The following is a 20405-nucleotide window of genomic DNA, read 5'->3' as shown; positions in this document are numbered from 1 at the left end:
ATGCAACGCAAAATCAGGCAGTCGCAGACAATCGTTCCCTTCGGCGTCGGAGCGATCTTCGACTTCCAGGGCGAGTCGCTAGTGGGTTGTGACATCTTCAGATGGGGTGCTCGAGGCGAGACGATCCAAAGCGATCGGTTGGCCGCCGCTCTCGGAGTGACACAGTTTCGGGCGGCGCCGTCGATCGACAGCAATTCCTGGGCACCGTCAAAAGCTGGCGTACCGTACTCGCGCTTCCCGACCTGGCTGTTCTGCCAGAAGTGCCGCCGCATGACCCGGTGGAAGCGCTCCCTGGAGCAAGATGGAAAGTCCCCGACCTGCGGCGGTTGTGCCGGCCGCAAGCCACTGGTGCCGATGCGTTGGATTCAGATCTGTCCCAAGGGGCACATGGACGACATCGACTGGCGGCGGTGGGCGCACTCCCGCAGCTCAACCCCTGACGCTCGCCAGTGCCAGAAGGACAACCTGTGCTTCGAGACATTGCCGGGTAAGGGCGGTGGCGGCCTCGACACCCTCCAAGTCCGGTGCCAAAGCTGCCAGAGCCGCCGAAACCTGATGGGTATCACTTCGAAGGGATCGCTCAAGTCCATCGGCGTGTCGTGCGGTGGCCGACAGCCCTGGCAACGCTTCGAGGAACGCGCTGACTGCGAGGAGATTCCTCTGGCGGTTCAGCGCGGAGCCAGCAACGTGTACTTCCCAGTCGTCCACTCGTCCATCGAGATTCCGAATCCGTCGCGGTCGGACGCGAACAGCGAGAAGGCGATGGCCATCAAAGCTGACGACTGGTTCCGGCCTCTGATGACCACCAACGAAGAGTCTCCGATGTTCAGTGTCACCGTGCAGACGCTGGCACAGCTGCACGACGTGCCCGAAGACTATGTTAAGGCTCTCGCCCGAGATGAGAAGCAACGCGAGGCCGGACGAGCGACAGCCGTCGAGGCGACACCTGGCGATCTACTCAGCGAAGAATGGGCCGCGTTCCTAACCCCTTCGGACAATTCCGATGATCCGCATTTCCGGACTCGGCACGTCGGCCTGACATCGGGTGCCGCTGACAGCAACGCCATCACGGCGTTGCTCACTGACCGCATCGACAAGGTCGTATTGGCCGATCGGCTACGCGAGGTGCGCGCGTTGGAGGGTTTCCATCGGGTCAAACCGGGTGATAAAGACACCTTGGTGAAGGCCGCGCTCAACCACCGAGTCAGCTGGTTGCCAGCTATCGACGTCGGCGGTGAGGGCATCTTCTTGTCCCTGGACGAGAACCGCCTGAACGTCTGGGAACAGCAGGATGACGTACGCGCCCGTGTCGCGGAACTCGAAGGCCGCCTGGACAACTCCTTCATGGCGCCGCGGCTGCGGGAACGGACGGGGCCGATCCTCAGTCCCCGTTACGTCCTACTGCACACATTCGCGCACCTGATGATTCGCCGCTTGGCCTTCGAATCCGGGTACGCGGCCACGAGTTTGCGAGAACGCATATACGCCCGAAGCAGCTTGGAAGCGGACGGTACCGCCAAGCAAGCAGGCATCCTGATCTACACCGCCGCAGGTGATTCCGAAGGCACCCTGGGCGGACTGGTGCGCCAAGGCGAGGCGCCTACCCTGCGAACCACGATCTTGGAAGCGTTGCAGGACGCGATGTGGTGCTCGTCCGACCCGCTCTGCAGCGAGAATCTGGCATCCACCTTCGCCAGCCTCAACATCGCGGCCTGTCACGCCTGCTCGCTCGTGGCCGAAACGAGTTGCGAGAGCGGGAATTATCTACTGGACCGAGGGATGGTGATCGGCAACGACAAGGTACGGGGCTTCTTCAAGCCAGTGCTCGACGCGGCCATCGAGGCCGCAGTCGATGGTGTCAGGACGACCGAGTGAGGCTGCCCGCCTTCGAAGACCTGTCCAAGGAACAAGACCGCATCTACAGCCTCGACCTCGACGGCAACTACCTGGTGAGCGGCCCCCCAGGTACCGGCAAGTCCGTGATGGCGCTATACCGCGCCCAGGCATTGACTTTCGATGATCGCGAGCCAGCCGTGCTCATGTACTCGAAGGTACTCCAGCAGTACACCGAGCAGGCGGCCAACGAGATGGACGTCGCCGGGTATGTGACGACCTTCCACAAGTGGTTCTGGGACTTCTGGCGGCAGCACTACCGCACCAATCCTCCGACTATTACTGGTAGCTCGTACGAGGTCGACTGGGCTCAGATCGCCCAGCTGTTCATGGCCAACCCGCCACAGCTGGGTGGCCTCGTGGACCTGATCGTCGACGAGGGGCAGGACTTGCCGCTCGGCTTCTTCAGGATCGCGCGCTTCGTCGCGAAGAACATCACGGTCTTCGCCGACGAGAATCAGCAGTTGTTCGACAACAACACCACGCTGCGCGAGATCGAGACAGCGATCGGCGCCCGCGAGCATCTTTCCCTACTGCGTAACCACCGCAACACCGCGGAGATCGCCGCTGTAGCGGCGAAGTACTACGCCGGCGCACCCACCGGACTCCCACACCCTCCGGAGCGCAATGGCGACAAGCCGACGCTCAAGCGTCACGCGAATGTGGATGAGTTCGTGGATTTCGTCGTCCGCTACGTCAAGACGCGTAACCACCTGACGGTCGGAGTGGCATGCGTCAACCAGACGATGCAGCGCAAGCTCTACCGAGCCCTGTCGAACCGCGAGCTGCCGGTGCCAGTTCAGCAGTACATCTCGACCAGCCCTCAGCACCGCGTTCTCGATTTCGATGCGCCAGCCGTGACGTTGGCGCACTACAAGTCGCTCAAGGGATTGGAGTTCGACACGTTGTTCGTGCCCGAGCTCCAGCAGCTCACCGCCGATACGTCGTCGGCGGCCACACGCATGACGTTCTACGTGGTGATGTCCAGAGCATGCCACGAACTCCATCTGTCCTGGAGCGGTGATTCGGACGTGCCGGACATCGTCGCGGACCTTACCGGCTTGGTTCTGGAACAGTGACCAATGGAGGTCAAGAGGAGCGCGAAGGTGTCGGTGATGAACATCTCGAAGTCGGGCCATCTGGAGCGGGAGAGGCGACATCTGAACCGGGCCTGGTCGCTTCGAATGAATCGGACGGGCTCGTCGTCGCCCCGCCGCGTCTGTTCGTCCTGACCAATCGCATGAACCTGGTCGCTCTTCTCAGCTCGCGGTTGATGGCACCGCGCGAGTCGTTCTACAAGTACTACGCCGACCTGTTGGCGCTGTGTCCCGGGTGGGTACCGATCCTCGTCGGCCCACCGCCAGCCCTCTTAGTCGAGCGGGTTGTGGTCGAGCCTGGCGCGGGCGCGCCTGTACTGATCGAGGTGTCGGAGTCCGTTCTGAACGGCCAGCAGCTAGACGGTCCCGTTGCCTACGCGCGCGCGGCGGCGATGGCCGACGTAGTAGCGATCCATTTCCGTGACGAGAAGTCGCTCCGCGAGCATCGTGCCCGTCGCTACGAAAATGTCTTCCCACATGAGGACTTGCTACGTGTCAGCCCCGAACTGTTCTCGGCAGAGCCCGACGCCGAGATCGTGATCGCAGCACCAGCTCGAGCTCCGGAGATCGATTGGGTTCAAATCGACCGCTCGCGCGGAGCGATCAGCGCGGCGATAGCGGCCACCGAAAGCGGCGAGGCGCTGGCGGTGGCGGCTGGCATGCTCGGGGCCAGCCACCTGCCAGAAGGCGCAATTGTGCCACCCTGGCTGCATTGGCCTGGCCTCGCCAGCGAGGCCGCCGAACCCGCGAGCGAGTCCGACGCCGAGAGGGCCGATCGGCTGATCTTCCAGGCGGCATACCGCGTGCTAGGCGAACGCGACAGAACTGACTCGTGGAGTCCGTCCGAGGTATTGGGAGCTGTCGTTCGTGAGGTCGCCGCGGCAAATCCGAGTGACGAGGTCAACGCCATTGTCGAGCGCTACCTCGGGCGTGTGCGTGAGATCGTGAACGTGGAGAGGGATTTCGAGCGCTTCCGAAACCCTGATAGCCCGTACGTGGCGGCCAAGGCCCTCGTGCTGGTCCTCCTCCGACCTGACTTGGGACAGCTCCTGGAATGGCCAGCCGAGGAAACCGGCTCTGACGAGACGACTCGCTTGGTGGCGGCACTGCTGGCAGGCCGCCTACGCGGGGTGGCACGTGAATCAGTCGCGCTGCGGAATGTCGCGCTAGACGATCACACCGCCGGTTGGGCGATCCGAACCGCGACCGGAAACGCATCAACGTTCCGCGTAACCGAGTTAGTGGCCGACGATGACAAGACAGCTCTCGTCGTAGGTGGTGTTCGGCTGAAGTCCTCACCGCCGCTGCTGTGATTTGGACGTAGCGCGGGTGGGCGTAATCGACTCAAGTCGGATCAGGCGCCACCGCGTCGGCGGAAGGTCCGCCGCTTCGAAGCAGCAGTCGAAATGTCGCTCCGGTCGCTCGACTACGAACGGGCCGATCGCCGACGACTACGGATAGCCGCCTGGATGTGTTCAGCAGCCTCGCCTGGACGATCGTGCTCCCACACGCGGATCACCGTCCAACCCGCTTCGCGGAGCTTGGTAGACGTGTCCCGATCCCGGTCCCGATTGGCGTCGATCTTGTTGTTCCAGAACTCCGAGTTCTTCATCGCTGGGCGATGGTGTGATGGACAGCCGTGCCAAAAGCAGCCGTCGACGAAGACGGCTACGCGGTCGGTGGTGAAGACGATGTCGGCCGTACGGCGAAGTTCCGCTAGTGGTCTGGCATCTACCCGGTAGCGGAGGCCGCGGCGATAAAGTTCCTTCCGCAGTGCCATTTCCGGTCCAGTGTCGCGTCTGCGGTTCGCGCGCATCACCGCGCGTACGGCGGGAGATGACGCGCTCGATTCGGAAGGTAGTGGCGCGTCACCAGCCAGTTTCTGGGCGTGGGCTTCTCGCCATGCCTGTGCCAGGTTCTCTTTGCGGGAGTCGCGAGTGACCTCGCAGATGTAGCGTTCCACGGATTTGCCATCACAGGACCACCGCAGGTACGCGCGGATCCGGCGAGTACGTCGATAGACCCGGAGCGAGACCGACGCTCGCGCCACGCGCCCGTCGCCGAGGGGGACGCTTCGACGGTGACGGCCGCCTGCGGCGCGGTCCTGCTCGATGGCCGGGGCTACCGCCCCCGGGCGCCGTTTGTAGGCCCGCGCTGACGGTAGGTGCTGGTTCCAGCCGTGTTCGTCAGTCCGCTCGCGCATAGTTCAGTGGGTCGAGACGAGCGCGTCGCTGGCGTCGGCCTCCGTCGCCTCCGCAGCGGTGAGGGCGTCGGCGACAGCCGAGGCGAAGAACTGACCGAGCACGACTGGGACGGCGTTGCCGAGCTGCCGCATCTGCTCGCCGCGGGGCCCGGAGCCGAGCCATTCGTCGGGGAAGGTCATCACGCGGGCGGTCTCGCGCACGGTCATGTAGCGGTGTCGGTAGGTCCAGCCGTCGGGGGATTCGAGGTCGCGGTCGCGTTCGTCGAGGAGCATGACCGATTCGCCACCGGGTACGCCGTGGACTCCAGCCTTGACCGTCTTCGCGGGGCGGTCGAGTTCGTTCGGGGTGTGGCCCTTGTAGATTCGCGCGCCAGGCCACCCGATGTGATGCTGGACGCCGATCTTGTCGCCGAAGTCGAACTTCTCGTCGAGTCGCTTGAGGTCGACCGCAGGCAGCTTCGGCAGGGTGGCGTCGGTGCCGCATCCGGCGATGGCGTCGCGCAGCGTACGCCAAGGGAGGCAATCGTCCTCTTTCACGACCCGAGGTATGCGTTCCTCGACTCGGGCCCGCACATGCGCCGGAACGTCGGGGTGTCGTCGCCAGTAGTCGCCGTTCCTGATCGAGCGGAACAGCGCGGCCTCGGAGTATCGGGGTGTCTTGACGAGTTTCTCGAACGCCTCGACATCGACGCCGAGGTCCGCCCGGAACGCGACGATGACGACGCGGTTGCGTATCTGCGGGACGCCGTAGTCGGCGGCGTTGACGGGTACCACGACGACCTTGTAGTGCTCGGCGTCAGTATCGTTGTCAGGGAGGGTGGCGAGGATCCGCCGCAGTTCCGCGTCGTGGTCCTGCCAGCGCGTCGAGTCAACGCGTTGCTGGTGGGGGAGCCGTAGTTCGTTGACGATGTATTGGAAGTAGTCCGCGAATGAGGGTCGGAGGAGACCGCGGACGTTCTCACAGATGACAGCCTTCGGGCGTACCTGGCGTATAGCCTCGAACATCGCCGGGAACATGTTGCGCTTGTCCTCGTCGCCCTTGGCGACACCACCGGCGCTGAACGGCTGGCAGGGCGGCCCACCGGCGAGGACGTCGACCTCCCCACGAAAAGCGGTGAGATCGAGGTCCTGGACGTCGGCTGGGTAGAGAGGCGCGGGTTGCCCCACTGCGGGTGGCTTCGGTCTCACGTCCTCGATCTCGACCAAGCCGTCGGTACCCAGGGTCTTGCGTGCGCTGGCGACGAGGGTCTGGCAGGCGCGCTTGTTGAACTCGTTGAACAGCAGAGGCCGGAAGCCAGCCTGATGAACGGCCATCGCGAGTCCGCCACCACCGGCGAACAATTCGACGCTGGTCCGTGTCCTGGTCACGTTTCCCGGCTGGTCATCCATGGGCGAACCATACCGCGGGGGTCGGACAGGATTCGTTCCGGACGTGGTGAGTCGATTGACAGAAGTCGAGTCCATAGAGTTCTCTCGTGATCGTGATCGAAGGGGGACCGAGATGAGTCAGCACATGTCAACGATCGGCGGGGGAACTCATCACAGCGACTTCCGGCTCAGCATCACCAAGGCGCTGGGGGACCAGCTCGCTGCGGCGCTCGCGACGCTGGTCGCCATCCCTCTTACCGAGGAGAACCTGAACTACGGTGTCGACGAACGCCCCGGCGTCTACCAGCTCTATCTCGACGGCGAGTTCGTCTACGTGGGTAAGGCCGACAAGTCGCTCCGCGACCGGTTGGGTCAGCACCTGCGCAAGATCTCCGGCCGCCGCGACATCGCTCTCACCAGAGTGACCTTCTCGTGTCTGTACGTCGCCGAGGACTTCTCCGCCCTGGCGCCGGAACAGCTGCTGATCAGCCACTACAAGGGCAAGGGCGGCGTTCCCTGGAACAACAACGGCTTCGGCAACAAGGATCCCGGACGCCAGCGGGACAGGACGCTCCTGAAGGAGAAGCACTTCGACGTCGAGTTCCCGATCAACCTCGACGTGCACGTGCCCGGCCTCGAAGCGGGCGCGACGACGGTCGGAGCCTTCCTCGCGGCGTTGAAGTCCGGACTGCCCTTCGTGTTCCGCTACGAGAAGCTCCCATCCCAGTCGAGTCGGGGGTTCCTCGATGTCGCCCGCGCGGATCTCACCGCAGACGAGGCGTTCCGCCTGGTGGCCGCCGCGCTGCCACAGGGCTGGCAGATCACCGCCCTGATGGGGTACGTGATCATGTACAAGGAGGCCGAGGGGTACAGGAGCGCATGGCGCTACTACCGAGCGGGAGAAGTCATCGACGTGACACCGGAGTCCCTTCCCGAGGACGCCGCCGTGGACACGCCGGATATCGACGAGTGAAGCACCCGATGTTCGTCCCGTCCCCATCTCCGCGCGATGTCGATACCCGGGCGAGCAGGTGAACATGGACGCGGAGTACTCGCCCGAGTCGTTCGACCCACTGTCGACGACCCGGCTCGCCAACACGATCTGCGAGATGCTCGAGCGGCAACCGTTGGTCTCGATGGAGGACGAGATCCCGCGCTTCGACGGCTCCGGCCTCTACGCGCTGTACTACCGTGGCGACAGCATCGACTTGTATCGTCCCCTCTCGAAGTTCCAGATCCCCGTGTACGCGGGACAGGCGCGGTCGAGCAACAGCGCGACCGGAAAGACCGTCGGCGCGGCACGTCCTGTCTCCTCGCGGCTCCGCTCGCACCGAAGGTCGATCATCGAGGGCGATCTCCCGATCAAGGAGTTCCGCTTCCGCGCCCTGCTCATGCCGGACGTGCACGCGGACTTGGGTGAGAACGGTCTGCGGGTCGGTTACCAGCCGGTGTGGAACAGCAAGCTCACAGGGTTCGGCAGTCACGAACAAGGTGCCAAGACCCGCAAAAGCGGCAAATCCAAGTGGGATACCGTTCACGACGGGCGCAGCCGCACCTACGGCGAAGTCGCCCACGAACCGACCGAATTGATCACGGCGGCCATGGAACACATCGAATGGCAGATCGAGCAGTACCCGCTCCTACCGTGGCAGCACCCAGCCGTCGAGGTGTATCACGAAAATCTCACGGCGAACTGAGCGCGGTCCGCGTCGACCTTCGCGCTCGTCGCGGCGCACCTCTACTCGGGTTCGCCGTCGTGGAGGTTTTCGAAGGTAGGGGCTATCCCCTCCTCCAGGTTCCTCACCGCCGCGTCGACCGCCGCGTCGAAGGACTCGGTGTGGTGGCCATCCGCGAGGGTGTCGCCACCTTCATCGCCGTCATAGAGGCCGACGGACCAGTACAGGATGTCGGCGCGGTCCGCCGCCAGGCCGGGTTCGGTGGTCGTGACGACGAGCTGCAGCGGATGTCCGCTGCCGGGGACCGTTCCGATGACCGCCTCGATCGCGGTACAGCCGCCACCGGTGTCGACGATCGCGCCGACGGTGTCGAAGCGGTTCTCCAGCGATGTCAACTCGGGCGCGTAGATTCGCGCGAGGCGAGCCTCATAGGTGGCGATGTGGTCATCTCGGTCGGTCATCGTGATCAGCTCCTCGTCCTGGTTCGCGAAGTTGGGCGGCCGGATCGTTGGGAAATGTCGCTCGCGATCAATCGGCTCCTCTTGTAAGCAGCGCCCGCCCGTGATCCGGATGCACGGCATCGTGCTGACCAGTAATCGGCCTGGTCCGAGTCGGTGTCCCTCCGGGCAGAAGCGGGGAGCCGGTTCGGTCCAGTGTCCGATGCGCACATACGGCCGGATGGATTCGCGCATACGTTCGATTATTCACGTTCCGGTGCGTATCCACCATTCGCGTCCGTGGGTGTGGCTGACCACCATATCTGTCACTTGATCAGGACATCTGTCACTGAGGGCGCGCCGCGGTATGAGTGGATGTTCCGCAAACCTCACTGGTCGAGGCACGCCTACCGCGGCGGATACCCCGAGTCGCGTCCGATTGCCGCCGTCTAACTGATCCGATCGGAATCGGACTGCGCGAAGCGGGCGATGGCGCGGACAACCGCCTCGCCCATGCCGGGACTGCCGGTGTGGCCGGAGTCGTCGATGACGTGCAGGCGGGCGTCCGGCCAGGCTTTCGCGAGTTCCCACGCAGTTTCGAGTGGGGCGCTGAGATCGAGGCGGCCGTGGATTAGTTCGCCGGGGATCCCGGCCAGCCGCCCGGCCTCGCGCAGCAGCACGCCTTCATCGAGCCACGCCGCATGCGCGAAGTAGTGCGTGCATATCCGGACGAAGGCGAGCATGGCGGTGTCCGGTTTGGCGCTGTACTGCCCAGGGCTTCCAGTGGATTCGTGCGCTATCACGGCATCCTCCCAACGACACCACTCGATCGCGGCGCTACGGCGCACTACCTGGTCCGGATGTTCCAGCAGCTGGCGGTAGCCCTCGACCAGGTCACCGTCGCCGGGCAGAGCGGCCCGGAATCGCTGCCACTCGGCGGGCAGCAGCCGTGCGACACCCCGGTACAGCCAATCGATCTCGCGGCGGCGAGTGCTGGTGACGCCGACCAGTACGATACCGGCGACCCGCTGCGGGTGCCGCTGGGCGTAGGCGAGGATGAGTGTCGAACCCCAGGACCCGCCATACAGCAGCCAGCGGTCGATGCTGAGGTGGATGCGCAGCCGTTCCATATCGGCGATCAGGTGTTCGGTGGTGTTCACCGCCATGTCGGTGCCCGGGTCGGCGGCGCTCGGAATGCTCCGTCCGCAACCGCGCTGATCGAATTGCACGATCCGAAAGGCGTTCGGATCGAACGACTTCCGCGATCGCGGGCTGCTCCCGCTGCCCGGCCCGCCGTGCACCACCAGTGCTGGCCGCCCCGCAGGGTTGCCGCTGACACACCAGTACACATGGTTTCCGTCGCCGACCTCGAGCAGACCGTCGGCGTGCGGGTCGATCGAGGGAAAGGATGTCGCCACGGTTACCGAGGTTAGTGGAGGCGCGCGGAGTCTAGGACCACGCAGGCGTTGACGCGGCGCGCGTTGCCGGACAACGTGCGAAGACCTGGTGCCCGCGGTATCCGCGCATCGGTATGAGCGGGTCGTTCCAAGCAGGCAACTCGCTCAGGCGCACCGAACGTGTGGCCGGTGACAACACTGATGGAAATCTGGTGACAGATAGCGTGATCAATGCGCCGCGTCTTACCAGCTTGGGCGTCATGAGTGGTGACAGATGTGGTGGTCAGCCACAGTGGGTGTGGCTGACCACCATATCTGTCACCTGATCAGCACATCTGTCACCGAGGTCGCGCGGTATGCGGCTATTAACGCTCACTCGCGCTGACTGAAGCCAGCACGGATGATTGAGATACTGCGTCGGCAGATCGCCGAGCCGACCGCCAACTTTCGTCAAACCGGGTGCGGGTCTGTACTTTTGGCGGTTCACTGTGGTGGCAGAACAGTTACCAGAGTCCGAGGATGTCGCGATGTATCGCCAGACGCGGTTTCAGCGTTCACAGGGAGCGTTGGCGCTTGCGCTCATGGTCGTGTCCGGTTGTGGAATCGACTCCGACGACAAGGAGCCTGCCCTCGGTGCGACCCAGATCGGAGACTGCTTCAGGGAAGCGCCTGGCCGCAACCAGGTACCCATGTACCCTACGCGGGTGGATTGCGCGGACTCTGCTGCTAATTCGAGGGTTACGTTGATTCTGCCTGGAAGCAGAGGTAACGAGTGCCCTGCCATGGGCGGCATCGCAACAGGTGGCAAATTCTCCTACTACTTTGAGGTCGACGGTAAGACGTTCTGCTTGCTGCCGCACTAGGACAGTCCATCGGAATCAGGTTCGGGGCCATGGGCGCGGCCTTTCCTGGGGTACCCGTGGCCGCCGCGAGTGGACGGCGGCCAAGGGGTCGGTTTAGGGGTGGGTTCGGGCAGCGGCGGCCAGCCCTCGGCTTGCAGCTGCCGATCCTCGCCGGACTCACGGCCCCTCCTCCGGACTCGCAGCCGCTGGGCACCCGCACGCAAAATTCCTGAAACAGCGAACGACACACAATCGGCATGAGCGGACGTTCTATTGCGGGCAATTCGCCTAGGAGCCACCGCACGTGCGATCGGTGACAAGAGTGATGGCAATCTGGTGACAGATAGCTTGATCAACGTGCCGCGTACCACCAGCTCGGGCGTCACGAGTGGTGACAGATGCGGTGGTCAGCCACAGTGGGTGCGGTGAGTGATCGGCTATCGGTGGCTCGCGGAGGGGGCTGTCGCGGTATTCAGCGGGCACGTGGCGACGCACGCGATCCTGACAAGTGGCACGCGTTGCGGACCGCGTCATCGGCGGCCGAGTGTTTTCATGGACACGTGGGATTCGCAAAGAAGTACATGGAGGAGATCCAGGCGCGCGGCTTCGGTGAGACCGGTGACAAGGCCATCTGTCTGGAGTGCATCCACGACTTCCCTGTCAAGTCGGCGTGTTGAACTCCTGGGCTATCAGTCTGTTAGCGCTGAGCGCCCGGCGGAGCAAGGGTGCAGCGAGGGATCAGGTAATTGGGTAGCAACCAGCCCGCAATCTGATGGGAGATCTGCGTCACCTCACCATGCAGATAGGGCCCGTCGTGGTTGTGCCGGTGCAGTGGTAAGGCGCAACCGAGGTCAAACGGCGGACAGTCACATTGCCGCCTGGAACCTCGCTCCGCCGGGTCGCGTCCACCTGGGCATGGGACGAGAATCTATCGACGCGCAGTCACTCATCGACGCCGGGCTTGACCCGACTGATCCGCAGGTCTGGGCCCACCAGTACCGGATAAGTGACCTGCTCGTATGTCTTGGAATGTGGCAGTCCACGCACCTTGGTGCAGCGACTAATCGAGATCCGCTGAGCGCGAAGGTGCTTGAGAACTAGACCGCCAGCCGCAACCTTGGGTGCGACGCGTACGCCCTTTCCCGACCACGTGGACGAATACAAAGGCGGCTGGCTGCCTCGCGGCACACGCGATAGGCATCTCGGGGCCGGTCTCGAGATGCCATGGAACCGGGAGAAGCTCCGCTGCGTCCTATAGTCGTAACCGATTTGATCAACGGGGAGGGGGATGCGCCATGTCGAACGAGCTCACTGTCGACGTCGACCGACTTCGGAGCGCGGCGAGGTTCGCCAAGGACAAGGCTCAGGCCATCCGAGACGAACTCACACGCCTGGACAACACCATCGGCAAGGAACTTCTGGTCGATGGCTGGCAGGGCAAAGCCGCCAGCGCCTACGACGAGTCCTGGGTGGAGTGGAAAGCGGGCACGCAGACGGTGATCGAAGCGTTGGAGCAGTCCGCGACGAGCTTGGCCGACGCCGCGACGCAGTACGAGCTTCGTGACAACGCCAACCGTGACGCGATCACCAAACTCTCGGGTTTGGATCTCCCGTGACCAGTGACGATCAATACAAGGTCAACCTCGATGAACTCGACGCGGCGATCGACACGATGGCGAAGTTCGGTACCTCCGTCGAGACCTGGTTGAGCGAAGTAGACCAGCACATTGCTGATCTGCATCTGAGCTGGTCCAGCGACGCCGCTGTCGCCCAACGCGCAGCCCACGACAAGTGGGTTACCGGGGTCGAGGAGATGCGGGAGAACCTCGGCGAGCTTCGTGATGTCGCGCGGACCGCTCACACCAACTACACCACCGCGATCAACACCAACACTGCGATGTGGCCCTGATGGCGCCACCTGCGATCAAGGTCGATCCCGCAGGGTTCAGCAAGGCAGCCACGGAGTACGAGCGCGTCCACTACGCGCTGACATTTCAGATCGGGCAACTCTGCAAAGGCCTGACCACTCACAGCGCCGGTTGCGCAGGCTCGGACAATGCCGGGTTGAAGTGGTCCACCGACTACGACCCCGCGGCGTGGAACACCGTCGACGCGCTCGGTGACCTGGCCATGGCGGTAGGGCAGATGCACGATCTGCTCCAGTTCACCGCCGCCAATCACGCGAACGCCAATTCCCAGTCGGCGCCACAGCCGAAACCGGAAGATTTGGTGTTCCCGCCGGGGACGCTGACGGTGTATCAGCCGACCGAGCCGCCATACGCTTTCGGTGGCGATGACCCCGAGCCGACCGGGTGGGACTGGGTCCAGGGCTACGTCGAAGGCCATATATGGCCCAACGGTGACCCCAACGACCTCCGCATGACCGGGGCCGTCTGGCGTGACATGGCCAACGGTCTACGCGTTGCCGCCCAGATCCTTCCCGGTGCGCGGGAGAACATCGAGGCGCAGCAGACCACCGAAACAGCCCAAGCCCTCGAACAGGCCGACAACGTCAAAACCGAGTTCGAGAACCTGGCCGTGGTCTGTGAAAGCCTCGCCATTTCCTGCTACTCCTACGCCGATTCGGTCGAGCAGACCAAGAGCGCGATTAAACGTGCGCTCATCGAGATGATGGTGCTGATCGCCGCTGATCAGGTCGCTGGTGGGATTTTCGCGTTCTTCACCGGTGGTACGTCCGCGGTCGCCGCGCAGGGCGGGATGGCGATCTTGTTGGCCGCCTACGGCGCCAGGATCGCCAACACGATCCGCGCGCTGATCGGCTTGGTCGAGATAGTCAAGGTGCCAGCGACCGTCGCCCAGGCGCTCGCGCGCAGTAGCGAGGTCCTGGGCCCGCTGCTTCGCGCCCGTCCTGCCCTCGCCGATGTCGGTGGCGCGGCGGCCGCATCGCCTGGCCCGTTCATCGCGTGGGCGCGGCTGACCCGTCCCGGGCTGTGGAATGAAACGAAAGAGACGATCCTTCGGAATACGAAAGGGTGGACCAAACCAGGGGACACGACAGAAGATTTCTACGTGGTCAAGTCCGAACCCGACATCAGGGTGTCGAAGGACAAGACCTACGACAATCATCCCGAGATCACCCAGCTACCGAAAGACCCGAAGGGCCAGTACTACCTCGACGAGGCGAACGGCGTCCGCTACCCGGTCAAACCATCGTGGGACTTCGGCCACAACAGCGGTTTTGAGAACCGCAAGTATCTCGCCGAAGGCCAGGCGAATGGATGGACCCAAGAACAGCTCAACGCCCACGTCAACGCCCACCCCGAACGATTCCATGTCGAAGACTCGACCGGAAACCGATCGCACCGAAGGGAAACGAAGTAGATGACCAACCTCGACGAATGGGGCCGCAGCGCCCTGCACTACGCGGCACGCGACGGCGATGTCGAAGCCATCAACCGCCTGCTGGCGACCGAGGACGTCAACCTTGCCGATATCCACGGTTGGACGCCTCTGCACTTCGCCGCACAGGATGCCCACCCTGCGGCCATCGAGCGCCTCCTCGATGCCGGTGCCGACATCGACGCGTTGACCGAGAAGGGAATGCCGGCCATCTACTGGGCGGCGACCGCCTCAGGTGGTGACCCAGTGGCCTCGATTCGTGTCCTGCGCGCCCACGGTGCAGATCCTCGACGCGAGACGATCGAAACCTATTTCGGGCTGAAGAGTCCGCTGCATTTCATCAACCAGTGGTCGAACCAGGACGTCATACAGGCCGAGTTCGCGGATCTGAAATGAGTGCCGATCCCGAGTACGACGCGGCCATCGACGAGATCCGGGCCAAGACGAACAAGGTCGCGGCGGCCATGGCCAAGGTACGCGGTGTCGGCACGGCGGGTAACGGGGGCCATCAGCGCGACCGTCGACGCCGCCGGACATCTGCGGGATCTGAAACTCCCACGCGATGCCCACCGGCTAGGTGATCGATTGGCGAGTCTGATTCTCGAAGCGGCCGCGAATGCGGAGCGGGACGCGGCGGCCAAATCAGCCGCGGCGGCGTTGCCGCTGACCGAAGACAGCAGGGTCATGGAGGGGTTGAAGTCAGTGCGTGAGACGTTCGGCCCGCCCCCGCGGTCGACAACTCCGCTGACTGATGCTGAGGTCGAGGCGGCCGACGACGCGTACTTCGCCCGACTCAACGGTGCCGCCGTCTACGACCAGAACTAGGCGCGGCCGCGCACCCAGTGCCGTGGCGCGCCGCGCGGCGGGCACGATTTCGGGGCGACAGTCATCGCTCGGTTCTGCACAGACGGGGCACCCTCCGTCGACCGGCAGCGTGTAGGCGCAATGGGTATGTGATCCCCTGTCGGTCTCTTCCCGGGCGTCGTCCGCCGCTGTCGAAGGGGAAGTGCTGCCGCCAGGCTGCGTGACCGTGGTGTTCATTTTCGCGTTTGCGGTGTTCACGCTTCTGGCGTTGGGCATCAGCCCGTGGTTCTGGTTCGGCTCGGCCCTGATGTTCCTGGCCGGGTTGGCCACGTTTGTCGACGGGCGCGGGTGGTTGTGACGACCAGCGTTCAGGCAGCGATGTCGAACAGCGTCAGCTTGTTGGCGGCCGCGGCGCGCTGCTCGGATCGTTCACGCATCGCGCAGGTCGGGTCGATGCCCTCGGCGATCGACTTCGCCGACAGCAGCCAGCCGTGGCAACGGCGGCAGTGAGCGACCAGCCTGACTTCGGGTCACTCATTGGAATCGGCCACGTCGTTCTCCTCCGGCCGGGTGAGCAGTCGTCGATCCCACGATCGCACGAGGCACCGACAAGCCTGCCGTCCGTTCGCACACCTGTTCGATGTACTGACGAACATGATGGTGGGCGACTTCGTCAGGATCGGTGCGGGTGGCGTCTCGCAGTTTCGTGTGGTCGAGGTCGACGACACCCACGCCCGTATCCTGTCCACGCTCGATGCGCCGAGCGCGTACGAATTCCCGATGCGGCTGATCTATCTGACCTCGTGGACAGAGTGACCGCGATGTCCGCCGCCGGCGAGGGAGCGGGGGATGTTGCTCGGACCGAGGGCACGTCACCGCAGCCCAAACATCCGCACGCGCAGGGGCACTACGCGAAGACCGTGATGAAGGGCCCGAAGCCGGTGTGGGTGCGTTTGGATGCCATCGCGATCCGCGATCCGGGCACACCGCGTCACGTCAACGGCGCCGGAGTGGACATGACCGGGGAGCGCCCCGGCCTGCTGACCCACTGGGTCCCCACCTACTCCGGTGAGTGGCTGGGCAGGGTCACGTATTCGATCACCTACGCGGACGGGCGGGCTCCGCTACAGCTGACCGACCAGCTCGTGCCCGGCTACGCTCTGCGCCCGCGGCGAGACTGAGCCGCTTGATGCTCTCGCTCACCTGGTTCGTATCGGGCGAAGAACGACTTACGACTCGTTGGAAAATACTGCCCAGCGCGGCGTTACCTGGCCGCGCTGGGCAGTAGCGCACCAATCCGCCAGCTACAGTTCCTCGGCGTTTTCGTACCTGTCAAGGGCGGCAAGGTGCTGTTCCCACTTGGCCGTGGTGTCGCCGGTCGGTTTCGATTCCAGCGCCGGTTCGTACTGCGGCACCGGCCGAACTACTACGTGCTGAGTCTGTGTCATGCCTGGTTAGACGTTGCTGAACACCGAACGGTTCCATCGAGTTTCAAAGCGACCTCCTGCTGCGCGTTCGGACCCCGGTGATCCGTTCGGAATCCAAGTGGCCGTAGATGGATCCGGGGTGCTGGCTACGCAATAGTCTTCGGCAGCCTCGGCCCCGTGCGGTGCGTGGTCAAAACGAAATATCCCTACTGCTTGATGTGGAATCTCTCTGCCCGGTGGATGACCCACCAAACGCTGGCGAGTACACAACCGGCCGCGACGATCAAGCCGCCGACGACGACAGTCGCGATCGCCAACTGGTCCGACAGCGTTGGCGCGATGACGGCGATCTGTATTCCGGTGACCGCCACGATCATCGTCGCCACTATCAACACGACTGGAACGAACAGCCATGGCTGCGCGATCAGCACCTCCGAGGTGGAAGTCGTTGCTGCTGCGGGTGACGCCTGCATCTCGTCGTCCTTGGGCCGGATCGCATTGGACCGGTACGCCTTACCTGCGGTTGTCGCCTCGAGGTACAGGAGCAGTTGCCGGTCGGTCGGCGGCGCACCGAGTGCCATACGCGCGTCGGCGCAGGCGGCGTCGAATTCGCGCAGTCGGAGGTGTGCCTTCGACCGCCAGTAATGCCATCCGTTGCTGCCAGGATTTCGCGCCAGTGCTGCGGATACGATGGCGAGGAGCAGGTCAGGGTCGAGGGTGCCGAGGAGCCGGGTCACCTCAAATGCAGTGAAAGGTGGTGGGGGACAGAGCGGATCGACCATCGCTTCGACTGCTGCGCGAGTCAGCTCGACGCTCTCGTGCTCATCCAGATCAGTCACACGCTGAATTATGTCCCCTCATACCAGCTTTCGCATCGAGGCGCCGAGTAGCCCGTCGGAGGAGTGGTCGGTCGCGCATCGGGGACCGCGAACCTGTCAGGGGAGAAGTTTGTAGAGCCGGACCAGTTCGGTGCCGATCTGGGCGGCACGATCGCATCCGCCGCTGTCGATTCGACCAAGGGGTGACCGTATCGCGACCGAGCAGACTTCATCCGGCGCGGTACCAGGGCGCTGAACTGTTCCGCTGAACAGGACCTGGGCTCCGGACCAGTCGAAGAGTGCACGATGCTGGTACCCATGCCTCGAGTCGGTAGTGGCCGATCATCCCGCACACGCCGCGTGCGTCGGACGAACACGGCCGCTGATCGGGCGCCCGCGACGGGACGTCGCAGCGCCAGCGAGGAGCACACGGAGTACTTGACATCTCGTCGTGTCGCGGGCCACCCGCGTACCCGCAGCGCATGCCCGCGTGCCGGGAGCGCTATTCAGATTCATGGCTAGGTACTTGGTGGCGTGGCTGGTGGGCTGCGCCATCTGCGGTCGTGAGTTCCCCGAGGGCGAAGTCAGGGTCCGCGCAGATAGTGTCTTGGGCCAGGCCGCAGCCGACAACGCCGCTCGCGCGGCCCTGCGCGCCATGGCGCGCGCCAGGGGCTGGTTCTTGCCAACTGATTATGACCTGAACGACGACACGGGGACGCGGTGCCCTGACTGCTCCCGTCAGCGTCGGTCCAGCGAGCCGACCACGCTGTACCTGATCCGATCGGAACGTCGTCGCGCGCTCAAAATCGGCGTGGCGGGGAGAACGTCGGCCCGGTTGAAACATCATGGCCAACGTGGATGGCGCGTTGTCGAATTGGGCGACACGCAATGCAGGTGGCTCCTCCCGCGGGCCGACGCTCTCGTCATCGAGCGAGCCATCGTCGCACGATGGCGAAGCGCGGGCGTGCCGATGGCGCCGACATGCGCCATCGCCGCTGAGAACGGCTACACCGAGACAGCGAGCCTGGACGCGGCTTCGGTGCCTGACACCGTCGGATGGATCGAAGAACTGGTTCAGGGGCGGCTCCTGGACTTCGAGCCGTCAATGCTAGGCCGAGATCGCCCGCGTTAACACCGATCTCGGCCACACTTGAGGTCGCAAGATTCAAATGGCTAGGTGGGTCGTGTTCTGTTTAGCTGAATGTGATCCCAGTGTGACGCAGTCGGTGTTGTCTGTGTCCCGGGGTACTTGGCGCTGAATGGGTGGCAAAGGGAGCGGGGTGGGTATCGACGCAAGTGTGTTGAGGTCGTCTCGGCGGGCTCGGGGCTGGTCACAAACGCGGATGATCTCCGCTCTGCAGGAACAAGCCGACCGCGACCGTGTGGGGTTGATGACGACCGCGAGTCTTCGGGTGGCGTTGTCGCGTTGGGAGAACGGCCATGTTGTCCCAGACGAAGTGCACAGCCGCCTGCTCTGCCGGGTTCTCGAGCTCGATGAAGCGAGTGCCGTGCCAGTTGCGACTTCGGATGATGGCGCAGGCGATGGCTCGTTGTTCGCGCTCTTGAGTGGGCATACGAATAGTCTGCGTCTGCTAGATCGTCGGCTGGGCGCGCCAGCAGTGCGGGTTCAAACAGCAAGCCATGTGGTTGCTTTAGAGACATTGTGGCGGGGGGCGTCAGGTTCGGATCGGGTGAGTATCGCGCGTGCGCAGGCTGACACGGCCGCGTTGGCCGCGTGGCAGGACCTCGACGTCGGCGACCACGACGGTGCCTCACGGCACTACATGTTGGCCAAACAGGCTGCCTCCCGTGCCGGGGACTCGGTGTTGCTGGCTCATGCGATAGGCGAGCATGCGGTGATGCTCGCCGAGACTGGCAAAGCGGCTGATGCCGCCGCCAACGTTGCCAAAGCCGAAGCGATGCCGATGCTGCCGATGCTGCTGCGATCGTGGCTAGCCGCTACACACGCTCAGGTCGCCGCAACGCTGCCGGGCCACGAGCAATCCGTGCGGGCGGCGTTGTCCCGCGCGGAGATTGACTTGGTCCGATCAACCGACGGCGACGAGGCGTCTATGCCCTATCTGTCACTCAACGCTGTGCACCTGCAACGGTGGCAGGGCCATGTCCTCGTCAGAGCCGGTGATACAGCCGGTGCTGATGTAGCGCGAGCAGCGTTGAACGGCCTGCCCGAGGAGTTTGTTCGAGCGCGTTGCGGGCAACTTCTCGATCTCGCAGAGGCGAATCTGAGCCATGCGTGGGACGAGGCGCGCGAGCATCTGGATGCCGCCGACTCGACGATCGCTCACCTCGGCTCAGTGAGACTCAGGAAGCGCCACGAACTGTTGTCCAGGCGACTGCGTTGTCGGTTCGCCCTTGAATAGCGCTGCTGCGGCTAGCATTCCGACTGCGGTCCCCGAACCCAACAGCATCCCTTTCGCCAGCAGGTCGGTGGTTTCCTCCAGCGGAATCCAGAGCAGTTGGGCTGCTTCCTCCGCATCGCTGGGCGTCGCGACCTGGCGTGGATTGCTTCCGAGGTACACCAGGTGACGGGTTCGGACAAGGCCGGGCATAGGTTCGAGATCGGCCACGAGCGTCAGTTCGTCGATCTCAAAGCCGGTTTCTTCCAGCAACTCTCGCCGAGCACAGTTCAGCGGCTCCTCGTCCGGATCGACGATTCCGCCGGGAGACTCCAAGCCGATCGTGTCCACGATCCATCGGTGGCGGCGCATCAGGAGCGCGCGGTGATGCTCGTCGACGGCGATGACTGTCGCGACCGTGTTCAGCTGGATGGCGTGGTGGGTGCGGTCGAGTCCGTCCGGGGTCGTGATCTCGTTGCGGGTCACCTCGAGCCACGGAGTTCCGTCGTAGACGGTCCACGTCCGGTGAACGATTGTGCGCGGCGGTTCGATCATGGATTCACCGTAGCGGGATACCGGCGCTACGGGTTGCTACCTTCCGTCAGAGGCCCATCCCCGACAATATTGGGGGCGTTCAGTGATCACTACACTCGTATCGGCATGGCAATCGATCCGATTGACGGCTCCCGTGGTCGCCGAACTCAGACTTGCCTTGGCCGACCTCGA

General features: G+C 64.0%; 23 protein-coding genes. 14 read left to right on the top strand and 9 right to left on the bottom strand.

Going from position 1 to position 20405, the window contains the following annotated elements:
* Genes drmB through ACFXKN_RS07665 form a run of 3 tightly spaced genes read left to right on the top strand, consistent with a single transcriptional unit; the run spans position 1 to position 4303 of the window.
* The gene (gene drmB / locus ACFXKN_RS07675; protein ID WP_379432736.1) at positions 1-1875 is read left to right on the top strand and encodes a DrmB family protein; all 1875 of its coding nucleotides are present in this window, start codon (positions 1-3) and stop codon (positions 1873-1875) included.
* Entirely contained in the window at positions 1872-2972 is a 1101-nt protein-coding gene (locus ACFXKN_RS07670) for an AAA family ATPase (protein ID WP_379432735.1), read from the top strand. Before drmB ends, ACFXKN_RS07670 begins: the two co-directional genes overlap by 4 nt.
* Positions 2969-4303 (top strand): hypothetical protein, encoded by a 1335-nt coding sequence (locus ACFXKN_RS07665; protein ID WP_379432734.1) that lies wholly within the window; start codon positions 2969-2971, stop codon positions 4301-4303. The genes ACFXKN_RS07670 and ACFXKN_RS07665 overlap by 4 nt, the downstream gene beginning before the upstream one ends.
* A gap of 113 nt (positions 4304-4416) precedes the next feature.
* Here the strand turns inward: ACFXKN_RS07665 and ACFXKN_RS07660 are convergent, their stop codons facing one another.
* Together ACFXKN_RS07660 and ACFXKN_RS07655 are read right to left on the bottom strand one after the other, a co-directional pair.
* The gene (locus tag ACFXKN_RS07660) at positions 4417-4953 is read right to left on the bottom strand and encodes a very short patch repair endonuclease (RefSeq protein ID WP_379432733.1); all 537 of its coding nucleotides are present in this window, start codon (positions 4951-4953) and stop codon (positions 4417-4419) included.
* A gap of 243 nt (positions 4954-5196) precedes the next feature.
* Positions 5197-6582 carry a DNA cytosine methyltransferase gene (locus tag ACFXKN_RS07655; RefSeq protein WP_379432732.1) on the bottom strand — a complete coding sequence of 462 codons (1386 nt, stop codon included), beginning with the start codon at positions 6580-6582 and terminating at the stop codon, positions 5197-5199.
* Between the two features lie 124 nt (positions 6583-6706).
* Between ACFXKN_RS07655 and ACFXKN_RS07650 the strand changes: the two genes are divergently transcribed.
* Both ACFXKN_RS07650 and ACFXKN_RS07645 read left to right on the top strand, forming a co-directional pair.
* Complete coding sequence (locus ACFXKN_RS07650; RefSeq protein WP_379432731.1) at positions 6707-7534, top strand: GIY-YIG nuclease family protein; 828 nt, start codon at positions 6707-6709, stop codon at positions 7532-7534.
* 64 nt (positions 7535-7598) lie between these two features.
* On the top strand, positions 7599-8258 hold the full coding sequence (locus tag ACFXKN_RS07645; protein WP_379432730.1) for an Eco29kI family restriction endonuclease: 660 nt from the start codon (positions 7599-7601) through the stop codon (positions 8256-8258).
* Between the two features lie 41 nt (positions 8259-8299).
* On the opposite strand, the gene ACFXKN_RS07640 is transcribed toward ACFXKN_RS07645, so the two are convergent.
* Both ACFXKN_RS07640 and pip read right to left on the bottom strand, forming a co-directional pair.
* Positions 8300-8698 (bottom strand): hypothetical protein, encoded by a 399-nt coding sequence (locus ACFXKN_RS07640; protein ID WP_379432729.1) that lies wholly within the window; start codon positions 8696-8698, stop codon positions 8300-8302.
* Between the two features lie 425 nt (positions 8699-9123).
* A complete protein-coding gene (pip, locus tag ACFXKN_RS07635; RefSeq protein WP_379432728.1) occupies positions 9124-10092 on the bottom strand; it encodes a prolyl aminopeptidase in 969 nt (322 codons plus the stop codon).
* 2116 nt (positions 10093-12208) lie between these two features.
* Here pip and ACFXKN_RS07630 point away from each other — a divergent pair.
* The 6 genes from ACFXKN_RS07630 (at position 12209) to ACFXKN_RS07605 (ending at position 15435) form a co-directional block, all read left to right on the top strand.
* Positions 12209-12529 (top strand): WXG100 family type VII secretion target, encoded by a 321-nt coding sequence (locus ACFXKN_RS07630; RefSeq protein WP_379432727.1) that lies wholly within the window; start codon positions 12209-12211, stop codon positions 12527-12529.
* Positions 12526-12822 carry a WXG100 family type VII secretion target gene (locus ACFXKN_RS07625; RefSeq protein WP_379432726.1) on the top strand — a complete coding sequence of 99 codons (297 nt, stop codon included), beginning with the start codon at positions 12526-12528 and terminating at the stop codon, positions 12820-12822. Before ACFXKN_RS07630 ends, ACFXKN_RS07625 begins: the two co-directional genes overlap by 4 nt.
* On the top strand, positions 12822-14255 hold the full coding sequence (locus ACFXKN_RS07620) for a GH-E family nuclease (protein ID WP_379432725.1): 1434 nt from the start codon (positions 12822-12824) through the stop codon (positions 14253-14255). Before ACFXKN_RS07625 ends, ACFXKN_RS07620 begins: the two co-directional genes overlap by 1 nt.
* Positions 14256-14669 (top strand): ankyrin repeat domain-containing protein, encoded by a 414-nt coding sequence (locus ACFXKN_RS07615; protein ID WP_379432724.1) that lies wholly within the window; start codon positions 14256-14258, stop codon positions 14667-14669. It begins immediately after the preceding gene.
* A gap of 84 nt (positions 14670-14753) precedes the next feature.
* Positions 14754-15098, top strand: a complete 345-nt coding sequence (locus tag ACFXKN_RS07610; RefSeq protein ID WP_379432723.1) for a hypothetical protein — start codon at positions 14754-14756, stop codon at positions 15096-15098.
* 199 nt (positions 15099-15297) lie between these two features.
* Positions 15298-15435 (top strand): hypothetical protein, encoded by a 138-nt coding sequence (locus ACFXKN_RS07605; protein WP_379432722.1) that lies wholly within the window; start codon positions 15298-15300, stop codon positions 15433-15435.
* Positions 15436-15445: 10 nt separating this feature from the next.
* Here ACFXKN_RS07605 and ACFXKN_RS07600 read toward each other — a convergent pair whose 3' ends face one another.
* Positions 15446-15559: a hypothetical protein gene (locus ACFXKN_RS07600; protein WP_379432820.1), complete on the bottom strand. Its 114-nt coding sequence runs from the start codon at positions 15557-15559 to the stop codon at positions 15446-15448.
* Positions 15560-15731: 172 nt separating this feature from the next.
* Here ACFXKN_RS07600 and ACFXKN_RS07595 point away from each other — a divergent pair, with 172 nt between their 5' ends.
* Together ACFXKN_RS07595 and ACFXKN_RS07590 are read left to right on the top strand one after the other, a co-directional pair.
* Entirely contained in the window at positions 15732-15893 is a 162-nt protein-coding gene (locus tag ACFXKN_RS07595; protein ID WP_379432721.1) for a hypothetical protein, read from the top strand.
* Positions 15894-15898: 5 nt separating this feature from the next.
* Complete coding sequence (locus ACFXKN_RS07590; RefSeq protein ID WP_379432720.1) at positions 15899-16258, top strand: hypothetical protein; 360 nt, start codon at positions 15899-15901, stop codon at positions 16256-16258.
* 123 nt (positions 16259-16381) lie between these two features.
* Here the strand turns inward: ACFXKN_RS07590 and ACFXKN_RS07585 are convergent, their stop codons facing one another.
* The 3 genes from ACFXKN_RS07585 to ACFXKN_RS07575 form a co-directional block, all read right to left on the bottom strand.
* Positions 16382-16525 carry a hypothetical protein gene (locus tag ACFXKN_RS07585; protein WP_379432719.1) on the bottom strand — a complete coding sequence of 48 codons (144 nt, stop codon included), beginning with the start codon at positions 16523-16525 and terminating at the stop codon, positions 16382-16384.
* A 185-nt stretch (positions 16526-16710) separates the two neighbouring features.
* On the bottom strand, positions 16711-17343 hold the full coding sequence (locus tag ACFXKN_RS07580; RefSeq protein ID WP_379432718.1) for a hypothetical protein: 633 nt from the start codon (positions 17341-17343) through the stop codon (positions 16711-16713).
* A 1310-nt stretch (positions 17344-18653) separates the two neighbouring features.
* Positions 18654-18896 (bottom strand): hypothetical protein, encoded by a 243-nt coding sequence (locus ACFXKN_RS07575; protein WP_379432717.1) that lies wholly within the window; start codon positions 18894-18896, stop codon positions 18654-18656.
* Between the two features lie 117 nt (positions 18897-19013).
* Between ACFXKN_RS07575 and ACFXKN_RS07570 the strand changes: the two genes are divergently transcribed.
* Positions 19014-19703: a hypothetical protein gene (locus ACFXKN_RS07570; RefSeq protein ID WP_379432716.1), complete on the top strand. Its 690-nt coding sequence runs from the start codon at positions 19014-19016 to the stop codon at positions 19701-19703.
* Here the strand turns inward: ACFXKN_RS07570 and ACFXKN_RS07565 are convergent.
* The gene (locus ACFXKN_RS07565; protein ID WP_379432715.1) at positions 19635-20234 is read right to left on the bottom strand and encodes an NUDIX hydrolase; all 600 of its coding nucleotides are present in this window, start codon (positions 20232-20234) and stop codon (positions 19635-19637) included. The genes ACFXKN_RS07570 and ACFXKN_RS07565 overlap by 69 nt on opposite strands.
* Positions 20235-20405: the final 171 nt, after the last annotated feature.

Source organism: Nocardia sp. NPDC059195 (genome assembly GCF_042754695.1).
Classification (GTDB): Bacteria; Actinomycetota; Actinomycetes; order Mycobacteriales; family Mycobacteriaceae; genus Nocardia.
This window is presented reverse-complemented; position numbering and strand designations above follow the sequence as displayed.